General features: G+C 71.8%; 7 protein-coding genes. 3 read left to right on the top strand and 4 right to left on the bottom strand.

The window, feature by feature from the left end:
• A partial coding sequence (locus RBXJA2T_RS04495; protein ID WP_009856136.1) for a 3'-5' exonuclease occupies positions 1-1,939 on the top strand: 1,939 nt, incomplete at its 5' end.
• Between the two features lie 24 nt (positions 1,940-1,963).
• On the opposite strand, the gene RBXJA2T_RS04490 is transcribed toward RBXJA2T_RS04495, so the two are convergent.
• The gene (locus RBXJA2T_RS04490; RefSeq protein ID WP_009856135.1) at positions 1,964-2,938 is read right to left on the bottom strand and encodes a fasciclin domain-containing protein; all 975 of its coding nucleotides are present in this window, start codon (positions 2,936-2,938) and stop codon (positions 1,964-1,966) included.
• Between the two features lie 362 nt (positions 2,939-3,300).
• Here RBXJA2T_RS04490 and RBXJA2T_RS04485 point away from each other — a divergent pair, with 362 nt between their 5' ends.
• Entirely contained in the window at positions 3,301-4,998 is a 1,698-nt protein-coding gene (locus RBXJA2T_RS04485) for an MFS transporter (protein WP_009856134.1), read from the top strand.
• Positions 4,999-5,093: 95 nt separating this feature from the next.
• Here RBXJA2T_RS04485 and RBXJA2T_RS04480 read toward each other — a convergent pair whose 3' ends face one another.
• The 3 genes from RBXJA2T_RS04480 to RBXJA2T_RS04470 form a co-directional block, all read right to left on the bottom strand.
• Positions 5,094-5,450 carry an iron-sulfur cluster assembly protein gene (locus tag RBXJA2T_RS04480; protein ID WP_009856133.1) on the bottom strand — a complete coding sequence of 119 codons (357 nt, stop codon included), beginning with the start codon at positions 5,448-5,450 and terminating at the stop codon, positions 5,094-5,096.
• Positions 5,451-5,604: 154 nt separating this feature from the next.
• Positions 5,605-7,140: a malonate--CoA ligase gene (locus RBXJA2T_RS04475; protein ID WP_009856132.1), complete on the bottom strand. Its 1,536-nt coding sequence runs from the start codon at positions 7,138-7,140 to the stop codon at positions 5,605-5,607.
• A gap of 66 nt (positions 7,141-7,206) precedes the next feature.
• Complete coding sequence (locus RBXJA2T_RS04470; protein ID WP_009856131.1) at positions 7,207-8,181, bottom strand: Bug family tripartite tricarboxylate transporter substrate binding protein; 975 nt, start codon at positions 8,179-8,181, stop codon at positions 7,207-7,209.
• 229 nt (positions 8,182-8,410) lie between these two features.
• On the opposite strand from RBXJA2T_RS04470, the gene RBXJA2T_RS04465 reads away from it, so the two are divergent.
• The gene (locus RBXJA2T_RS04465; RefSeq protein WP_009856130.1) at positions 8,411-10,549 is read left to right on the top strand and encodes a D-(-)-3-hydroxybutyrate oligomer hydrolase; all 2,139 of its coding nucleotides are present in this window, start codon (positions 8,411-8,413) and stop codon (positions 10,547-10,549) included.
• The last annotated feature ends 3 nt before the right edge of the window (positions 10,550-10,552 follow it).

The raw sequence follows: 10,552 nt of genomic DNA, 5'->3' as shown, positions 1-10,552 counted from the left end.
GCACCACTTCGGCGCCGCGCCGGGGCGCATCGCCGAGCTGCTGCAGGTGCTGCTGGCCGGTGCGCCGGGGCGCGAGCTGGAGCCGCGCGGCAGCGCCGGCAGCCGCGCGCTGGTCGACACCGTCAACCGCCTGCTGCGCGAGCGCGCCGCCTGGCGCGCCGACGTCGAGGCGCGGGTGCGCGAGGCCAGCCGCCAGGTCGAGCAGGAGAAGAGCCGGCTGGCGGCGCTGATGTCCGAGCTGGCGCAGAGCGTCGTCGTCTGCAACCTCGACGGCCGCATCCTGCTCTACAACGGCCGCGCGCGGCTGCAGTTCCGCGCGCTGTCGCCGGCGCCGGCGATCGGCGGCGCCGAGTACCTGGGCATCGGCCGCTCGATCTACGCCGTCTTCGACCGCGCGCTCGTCGCCCATGCGCTGGAGATGGTGCAGCAGCGGCTGCAGCGCGGTGTCGCGCACCCGTCGGCGCAGTTCGTCACCGCGACACGCGGCGGCCAGCTGCTGCGTGTGCAGCTGGCGCCGGTGCGCGAGCACGACGGCGGCCCGCTCGCCGGCTTCGTGCTGATGCTGGACAACATCACGCGCGACTTCGCCGAGGAGTCCGAACGCGACCGCCGGCTGCACGAGCACACCGAGGCCGGGCGCGCGTCGCTGGCCAACCTGCAGGCGGCCGTCGAGCTGATCGACGATCCGGCGCTGGACGCGGCCACCGCGGCGCGGCTGCAGGGCGTGATCCGCGACGAGGTGCGTGCGCTGGGCCACCGCATCGGCGAGCTGGCGCACTACACGACCGAGACGATGCGCACGCGCTGGCCGCTGGAGGACATGCAGGGCGCCGACTTCGTCACCGCGGCGCTGCGCCGCATCGAGGCCGAGCACCGCTGCCGCACCGCCGGCACCGAGGTCGACCCGTCGCTGTGGCTCAAGCTCGACAGCTTCTCGCTGATCCAGGCGCTGGTCTTCCTCGCCGGGCGCGTCGTCGAGGAATACGGCGTCAAGGTCGTGCAGATCCGGCTGCAGCGTGCCGGCACGCGCGCCCAGCTCGACCTGGCCTGGATCGGCCCCGGCGTCAGCACCGAGACCGCGGTCGCCTGGGAGACCGAGGCGATGCGTGTCGGCGGCGAAGCCAGCGCGCTGACCGTGCGCGACGTCGTGCAGCGCCACGGCGGCACGTTCTGGTTCGAGCGCGAGCGGGTGCGTGCCGAGGCGTTCTTCCGTTTCCTGCTGCCGCTGGCCGACGCCGCCGAGCCGCTGGACAGCGGGCTGCTGGCGCGCCGCGAGAGCCGGCCGGAGTTCTACGACTTCGACCTGTTCCAGACCCGCGAGATGGCGCTGGAACTGGCCGACCGCACGCTGGCCGAACTCGCCTACACGGTGTTCGACACCGAGACCACCGGGCTGGAGCCCTCGGCCGGCGACGAGATCATCCAGATCGGCGCGACACGCATCGTCGCCGGCAAGCTGCGCCGCCACGAGAGCTTCGAGCAGCTCGTCGACCCGCAGCGCGCGATCCCCGAACGCACCGTCGCGATCCACGGCATCACGCCGGCGATGGTCGCCGGCCAGCCGACGATCCGCGAGGTGCTGCCGGCGCTGCACGCCTTCGCCCACGACACCGTGCTCGTCGCCCACAACGCCGCCTTCGACCTGCGTTTCCTCGAGCTGAAGGAGCGTGCCGCCGGCGTGCGTTTCGACATGCCGGTGCTCGACACGCTGCTGCTGTCGCAGGTGCTGCACCCGAACCAGGAGCGGCACTCGCTGGAGGCCATCGCCGAACGCCTGGGCGTGCCGGTGCTCGGCCGGCACACGGCGCTCGGCGACGCGATCGTCACCGCCGAGGTCTTCCTGAAGATGATCCCGCTGCTGCAGGTCGCGGGCATCCGCACGCTGGGCGAGGCGCTCGAGGCCTCGCGGCGCAGCGCGCTCGCCCGGCTCGCCTACTAGCGCACTGGGCGGCGGCGCCGGCGCTCAGTTCGGCGCCGGGATCAGCACCTGCGTGATGACGTGGATGACGCCGTTGCGCGCGATGACGTCGGTCGCGGCGATCGTCGCGTCGGGGCTGTCGACGTCGTCGTCGACCAGCGTCAGCGTGTCGTTGCGCAGCTCCAGGTCGTTGCCGGCGAGCAGGGTGTCGACGAAGGCCGGGTTCGGCAGCGCCAGCACGTCGGCGGCGCGCACGTCGCCGGCGACGACGTGGTAGAGCAGCGTGTCGGCGAGGCCGGGCGAGGCGAGCAGCTGCTCGGCGCTCAGGCCGGTGCGCGTGAGCAGCGCCGAGAAGGCGTCGTCGGTCGGCGCGAAGACCGTGAACGGGCCGGTGCCGGCCAGGTCGTCGTCCAGCCCGGCGGCGGCGACCGCCGCCACCAGCGTCGAGAACGCCGGGTTCAGCCTGGCCATCTGCACGAGGTCGAGCACGCCCGGCGGCACCAGCACCTTGTCGATGACGTGAACGACGCCGTTGCGCGCCGCGACGTCGGCCGTCGTCACGCGGGCCCGGGTCAGCACCTCGTCGCCGAGCGTCACGCCGTCGGCGGTCGCCACGTCCAGCGTCGCCGGCGCGCCTTCGAACTCGTACAGCGTCGGCTCGTCGCCTGAGGCGAGCTCGGCGGCGGTGCGGCGCGCCGGCAGCACGTGGTAGGCGAGGATGCGGCCCAGGGTCTCGGCGTCGAGCGCGGCGACCATCGCGCCGGCGTCGGCGAAGCCGAGTGTCGTGGCCAGCGCGTCGAAGGCCGCGTCGGTCGGCGCGAAGACGGTCAGCGCCGCGTCTTCGGCGCTCAGCTCGTCGACCAGCCCGGCCTTGTCGGCCGCGGCGACGAGCGCGCTCAGGTTCCGTTCGGTCGCGACCTCGGCGATGGTGCCGGGATGGTCGTCGCCGCCGTCGCCGCCACAGGCGGCGAGCAAGGCGACGGAGGACGTGGCGATGAGGGTCTTCAGCCAGCGGGTCATCGGTGCTCCTTGATCGAGCTCAATCGCTCGCGGCCGGAAGTTACCGAAAGGTTTTCGTGAACTACTTAACGGTCGCAAAGTGACCGTTTGGTTGGTGCGGGATCTCCGGCCCTCGCGGGCGTGGCTGGAGTGCAAAACCGAGGGAATCCACTGCCTCTTGATACCGCTGCAAAACGCTGGGGAATTTCCCGAATCCGCGGCCGAAATTCTGCAATGCGAAAAGAAAGCTGCGGGTAAGGCCGGAAATCGTCAGCGAACGTTCAGTTTGGCGTCAGAAAGCGGTCAGAGGTCGATTCGACATTGCGCCGCACGTGCCGCCGTCGGGCGTGCGGCACCGTGAAATCAACAGGAGACAACCCCCCATGGCAGCCACGACCGCCGCGATGCCGTCGAAAGCGCCGATGACCCGCGAGGAGAAGAAAGTCATCTTCGCCTCCTCGCTGGGCACGGTCTTCGAGTGGTACGACTTCTACCTGTACGGCTCGCTCGCCGTCTTCATCGGCAAGCACTTCTTCGCCGCGCTGGACCCCACGGCGCAGTTCATCGCCTCGCTGCTGGCGTTCGCCGCCGGCTTCATCGTGCGGCCCTTCGGAGCGCTGGTCTTCGGCCGCCTGGGCGACATGATCGGCCGCAAGTACACCTTCCTGGTGACGATCCTGATCATGGGCCTGTCGACCTTCATCGTCGGCATCCTGCCCACCTACGCCTCGATCGGCATCGCCGCGCCGATCATCCTGATCCTGCTGCGCATCCTGCAGGGCCTGGCGCTGGGCGGCGAGTACGGCGGTGCCGCGACCTACGTCGCCGAGCACGCGCCGCAAGGCAAGCGTGGCGCCTACACGTCGTGGATCCAGACCACGGCGACGATGGGCCTGTTCATGAGCCTGCTGGTCATCCTCGGCACGCGCACGCTGATGGGCGAGGAGGCCTTCGCCGCCTGGGGCTGGCGCATCCCGTTCATCGTCTCGATCCTGCTGCTGGCGATCAGCGTCTGGATCCGCCTGTCGATGAACGAGTCGCCCGCGTTCCGCAAGATGAAGGAAGAGGGCAAGACCTCGAAGGCGCCGCTGACCGAGAGCTTCGGCCAGTGGAAGAACCTGAAGATCGTGCTGCTGGCGCTGTTCGGCCTGGTGATGGGCCAGGGCGTGGTCGGGTACTCGGGCCAGTTCTACGCGCTGTTCTTCCTGACCAGCTCGCTGAAGGTCGACCCGGCGACGGCGAACATCATGATCGCCGCCTCGCTGCTGATCGGCACGCCGTTCTTCGTCGTCTTCGGCACGCTGTCGGACAAGATCGGCCGCAAGCCGATCATCCTGGCCGGCATGGCGCTGGCGGTGCTGACCTACTTCCCGCTGTTCAAGGCGCTGACCAACACCGCCAACCCGGAACTGGCCGCCGCGCAGGCACGCTCGGAGATCGTCGTGCGGGCCGACCCGGCCACCTGTTCGTTCCAGGGCAGCCCGATCGCGCGCGAGGTCGACTTCACCTCGGCCTGCGACATCGCCAAGCGCGCGCTGACGCAACGTTCGGCCAGCTACGTCAACGAGGCCCTGCCGGCCGGCTCGCCGACCGTGGTGATGATCGGCCAGACGCCGATCACGCCGCCGACGGCGACGACGATCGCCGGTGGCCACAAGTTCTCGGAGGAATCGACCAAGGCCATCGCCGACTTCAAGAAGTCGCTGGGTGACACGCTGAACGAGGCCGGCTACCCGGCCAAGGCCAAGCCGATCGAGTTCATGGGCGGCCAGTGGTGGACCATCGTCGGCATCCTGACCATCCTCGTGATCTACGTGACGATGGTCTACGGCCCGATCGCGGCGATGCTGGTCGAGCTGTTCCCGACGCGCATCCGCTACACCTCGATGAGCCTGCCGTACCACATCGGCAACGGCTGGTTCGGCGGCCTGCTGCCGTCGATCACCTTCGCGATGGTGGCGGCCAACGGCAACATGTACCACGGCCTCTGGTACCCGATCGTCATCGCGTCGGTGTGCTTCGTCATCGGCCTGCTGTTCATCCGCGAGACCAAGGACCGCGACATCTACGCCGCGGACTGACGACTACCTCCGTCGCGCCGGCGGCCCGCACGGGCCGCCGGATGGAATGCAAAAAGCCGGGCGATGCCCGGCTTTTGTCTGGGGGAGCGGAAACCTCAGACCGCGTGGCGGACGTAGACGTCGGTGTCGGGCAGCGCGCGGCGCAGGGCCTGGAAGGCGCCTTCGGCGAGGTCGCGGCCGATGCCGCAGCTCGGCGGGAAGCTGACGGTCAGCTCGGCCTCGTCGGCGCCGATGTGCAGCGCCTTGACGAGCTGGCGGTCGACGATGTTGCCGCCGTCGGCGGCGACGACGCCGCGCAGCGACTCCAGCACGCCGTGCACCAGCGCCGGGTTGCCACGCAGTTCGGGCGCGGGACACGGGCGGCCGAAGCCGCCGCCGCAGCCGGCATGGCTGGGCATGCAGCCGCCACAGCCCGGTTCAGGCAACAGACGGATCGGCTGTGTCTTGTTCATTTCCGTGATTATGGCGGGGACATGACCCCAATCAACCAGGACACTCGGAAATTTGCTCTCGGCTTTGTCATGGACAAAGCCGGGCGATCCCGGATTCCCGTCGTGTGCGGCGTGATCCCGCATCGTGGCGCTCTGAGGCCGCCGATGCGGCGTCTCAGCCGGTGAAGCTGCGCTGGAATGTCTGGCGCAGCAGGTTCTTCTGCACCTTGCCCATCGTGTTGCGCGGCAGCTCCGCGACGACGAAGACCCGCTTGGGCACCTTGAAGTGCGCGATGCGGTCCTTCAGCGCCGCGATCAGCGCCTCGCCGTCCAGCGTCGCGCCCGGCTGCGCGACGACGGCGGCGACGACGGCCTCGCCGAAGTCCGGGTGCGGCACGCCGACGACCGCCGACTCGACGACGCCCGGCAGGTCGTCGATCAGCGCCTCGACCTCGGCCGGGTAGACGTTGAAGCCGCCGGTGATGACCAGGTCCTTGTTGCGCCCGACGATCGTCACCCAGCCGTCGGCGTCGACGCGGCCGACGTCGCCGGTCTTGAACCAGCCGTCGGCGCTGAACTCCTCGGCGGTCTTCTCCGGCAAACGCCAGTAGCCCGAGAAGACGTTGGGCCCGCGCACCTCGATGCCGCCGATCTCGCCCGGCGGCACCAGCTCGCCGTCCTCGCCGCGCGCCCGCAGCCCGACACCCGGCAGCGCCGGGCCCACGGTGCCGGCGCGGCGCGCATCCTCGGGGCGGTAGGGGTTGGAGGTCAGCATGACGGTCTCGCTCATGCCGTAGCGCTCGAGGATGACGTGGCCGGTGCGGTTGCGCCAGGCGCGGAAGGTGTCGACGAGCAGCGGCGCCGAGCCGCTGACGAAGAGGCGCATGCCCGCGCAGCGTTCGCGGTCCAGCGCCGGCTCGGCCAGCATGCGCACGTACAGCGTCGGCACGCCCATGAAGACCGTGGCCTCGGGCAGGCGCTCGACGACGGCTCGGGCGTCGAAACGCGAGAACCAGATCATGCGCGCCCCGGCCAGCAGCGCACCGTGCGAGGCGACGAACAGCCCGTGCACGTGGAAGATCGGCAGCGCATGGATCAGCACGTCGTCGCGCTGCCAGGCCCAGGCCTCGTGCAGCACGCGCGCGTTGCTCAGCAGGTTGCCGTGCGAGAGCATCGCGCCCTTGCTGCGCCCGGTGGTGCCGCTGGTGTAGACGATGGCCGCCAGATCGCTGGCGGCGCGTGCCACCGTCTCGTGCACGTCGGGCTGGAACGCGGCGCGGTCCAGCAGCGTGCCGCTGCGGTCGTCGCCCAGCGTGTAGACGTGTTTCGTGCCCGCCTGGAAGGCGATGCGGCTGGTCCAGCCGAAGTTGCGCGGCGCGCAGACGACGACCGCCGGCTCGGCGTCGCCGATGAAGTACTCGATCTCGGCGGCCTGGTAGGCGATGTTCAGCGGCACGACGACGTGGCCGGCGCGCAGGATCGCCAGGTACAGCATCAGCGCCTCGACGCTCTTGTCGACGTGCATCAGCACGCGCGAGGCCGGCGGCAGGTCCAGCGAGGCCAGCAGGTTGGCCAGCATCGCGGTGCCGCGGTCCAGGTCGCGCCAGGTGTAGGCCAGCGGCTGCGGGCTGTCGCCGCAGTCGATCGCGATCGAGTCCAGGTCGTCGGGGAACGCGGCGCGCAGCGCGGCGAACAGGTTCTGGTCGGACATCGTCATCCAGTCGGGAGCGGAGGGCTCGCCGATCCTAGGCTTTCCGGGCCGACGTTCCCAGCGTGTTCAGTCGAGCTTGGCGCCGGAACGCTTGACGACCTCGGCCCAGCGCCGCGTCTCGGCGGCGACGAACTTGCCCAGCGCCTCGCCCTGCAGGTCCGGCGGCTCGGCGCCCAGCCCGGTCCAGGTGGTGCGCAGCTCGTCGCTGGCGATGGCGCGCCTGACGTCGGCGCCGAAACGCTCGACCGCGTCACGCGGTGTCGCCTTGGGCGCGAACAACGCGTACCAGGTCGAGACCACGTAGTCGGGCAGGCCCTGCTCGCGTGCCGTCGGCACGTCGGGGAAACCGGGTGCGCGGCGTGTGCCGGCGACGGCGATCGGGTGCAGCTTGCCCGACTTGATGTGCGCCGCCGACGAGGCCAGGCCGTCGAACATCAGGTCGACCTGGCCGGCGATCAGGTCCTGCAGCGCCGGCCCCGCGCCCCGGTAGGGGATGTGGGTGATGAAGGTCCCGGACTGCTGCTTGAACAGCTCGCCGGCCAGGTGGTGCGAGGTGCCGTTGCCGGCCGAGCCGTAGTTCAGCCCGCCGGGTTTGGCGCGCAGCAGCGCCAGCAGCTGCGGCAGCGTGCGCGCCGCGACACGCTGCGGGTTGACGACGATGACCTGCGGCACGCTGGCCACCAGCGTCACCGGCACGAAGTCGCCCTCCAGGCTGTAGTCCAGCTTGGGGTACATCGCCGGCGCGATCGCGTGGTGCACCGCGCCCATGAAGAAGTTGCTGCCGTCCGGCGCGGCCTTGGCGGCGAGGCCGGCGCCGAGATTGCCGCCGGCGCCGCCGCGGTTGTCGATCAGGTACTGGCGGCCGGCGGCGCGGGTCATCGCGCCGAACAGCGGGCGGGCGAAGGCGTCGGTGCCGCCGCCGGGCGGGAAGGGCACGACGATGGTCACCGGGCGGGTGCCCGCGGACTGCGCACGCGCCCAGGCCGGCGCGAGCAGGACGGAACCGGCGGCCAGCAGCCGGCGGCGGGACCAAGGCGGCATCTGTCTCCTCCTCATGTGTCCCGCGGACTGCGGGCCGGGCCATGCTGCCATCGGCCGGTGCCGATGACGCCCGGGTGAAGCCCGGGGGCATACCCGCAGCGGAGCCCCCCGCGTTCCGGGCGGCGGGTTTGCCCGCTGCCGCCGGCTGCCGGCCACGGGGCATCCTGCGCGCCGGCGCCTCCAGCGCCGGGCGAGGCGACGGCCCGCTCCCCCGTCAGGAGAACCGACCGTGAAGCACACCCCGACCTGGACGGCCGCCGCGGCCGCCTGCCTGCTGTCCGGCGCCGCCGCCTGGGCCGCCCCGGCCAACACCCTGCCGGCCGGCGTGCGCGGGCCGGTCACCGAGGCCGTCTACGACGGTGTCGCCGACGACCTGCTGACCGCCGGCCTCGGCAAGACCGGGCTGATGGGCGCGACGCCGGCCTTCGCCGACCCGCTGGCGCCGACACCCGCCGAACTGCGCCGCAACGCGATCTACGTGAACTATCGCGCGCTGGTCGACTACACCGCCGCCGGCGGCATGGGCGTGTTCTACGGCCCCAACATCGACGCCGACGGCCGCGACACGCTGGGCGAAGGCAAGGTCGCCGGGCGCGAGACCTTCGCCTGGCTCGACGACGGCAGCGGCCGCGAGAACGTCACGCTGATGGTGCAGGTGCCCGAGCGTTTCGACCCGGCGCGGCCGTGCATCGTCACCGCCACCTCCTCGGGCTCGCGCGGCATCTACGGCGCCATCGGCACCGCCGGCGAGTGGGGGCTCAAGCGCGGCTGCGCCGTCGCCTACACCGACAAGGGCAGCGGCAACGGCCTGCACGAGCTGGGTGCCGACCGGGTGACGCTGCGCGACGGCCGTGTCGTCGATGCCGCCGCCGCCGGCGCCGAGGCGCTGTTCCGCGCGCCGCTGGCCGACACCGAGCGCCAGGCCCTGCTGGCCCAGGCGCCGCACCGCGTGGCCTACAAGCACGCGCATTCGGGGCAGAACCCCGAGGCCGACTGGGGCCGGCACACGCTGCAGGCGGTGCGTTTCGCGTTCTGGGTGCTCAACGAGCGTTACGGCAAGCTCGGCCGGGACGGCCGCCGCGAGGCGACGCTGAACGCCCGCAACACCCTCGTCATCGCCAGCAGCGTCTCCAATGGCGGCGGCGCCGCGCTCGCCGCCGCCGAGCAGGACCGCGAGGGCCTGATCGACGGCGTCGCGGTCAGCGAGCCCAATGCCCAGCCGCGCTGGATGCACGGTCTGTCGATCCGCGAAGGCGACACGCCGGTGGCGACGATCGGCCGGCCGCTGGCCGACTACTTCACGTTCGCCAACCTCTACCAGCCCTGCGCGCTGCTGGCGCCGGCCGCCGGCGGCGGCACCGCGGTGGCGCCGGCCTTCTGGCCCGCGGCCTTCACCGCGGCGGCGCAGAACCGCTGCACCGCGCTGGCCGCCCGGGGCCTGGTCGCCGGCGCGACGATCGCCGAGCAGGCCGCCGACGCACTCGCCCGGCTGCGGGCCTACGGCTGGACGGCGGAGGCCGACTTCCTGCACCAGTCGCACTACCGCTTCGCCACCAACTCGATCGCGACGACCTACACCAACGCCTACGGCCGCTTCGGCGTCGAGGACCGCCTCTGCGGCTTCACGTTCGCCAACACCGACGCCACCGGTGCGCCGGCCGCGCCCTCGGCCGCCGGCGTCGCGTCGATCTTCTCGACCGGCAACGGCGTGCCGCCGACGACCGGCGTCAACATCGTCTACGACGCCTCGTCGGGCGGTGCGAAGCTGGACTTCCTCGCCGTGTCGCCGGGCAGCGGGCTGGCCGATTTCGCGCTCGACGGTGCGCTGTGCCAGCGTTCGCTGCTCACCGGCCGCGACACCGCCGGCCGGCTGCTCGGCGGCGCGATGCGCGAGGCCTCGCAGCGTGTGCGCCGCGGCGTCGCCGAGGTGCGGCTGGACGGCCGCCTGCGCGGCAAGCCGGTGCTGATCGTCGCCGGCCGCAGCGACGCGCTGCTGCCGGTCAACCACACCGCGCGGGCCTACTACGCGCGCACCCAGGCCCACGGCGGCGCCGACGGCGTGCGCTACGTCGAGGTGACGAACGCGCAGCACTTCGACGGTTTCATCGCGCTCGGCGCCTTGCTCGGCTACGACACGCGCTTCGTCCCGCTGCACGTCTACTTCAACCGCGCGATGGACCTGATGTGGGCCCACCTGATGCAGGGCGCGCCGCTGCCGCCCAGCCAGGTGGTGCGCACGCTGCCGCGCGGCGGCAGCCCCGGCGCCGCGCCGGCGCTGGCGGCGGGCAACGTGCCGCCGATCCTGACCGAGCCGGCCGCGGGCGACCGCATCGTCTTCGGCGACGGCACGCTGGTGGTGCCGCGCTGAACC

Source organism: Rubrivivax benzoatilyticus JA2 = ATCC BAA-35, assembly GCF_000190375.1.
Taxonomy (GTDB): domain Bacteria; phylum Pseudomonadota; class Gammaproteobacteria; order Burkholderiales; family Burkholderiaceae_C; genus Rubrivivax; species Rubrivivax benzoatilyticus.
The sequence above is the reverse complement of the archived record's forward strand: the minus strand, read 5'-3'. Positions and strand labels throughout refer to the sequence as shown.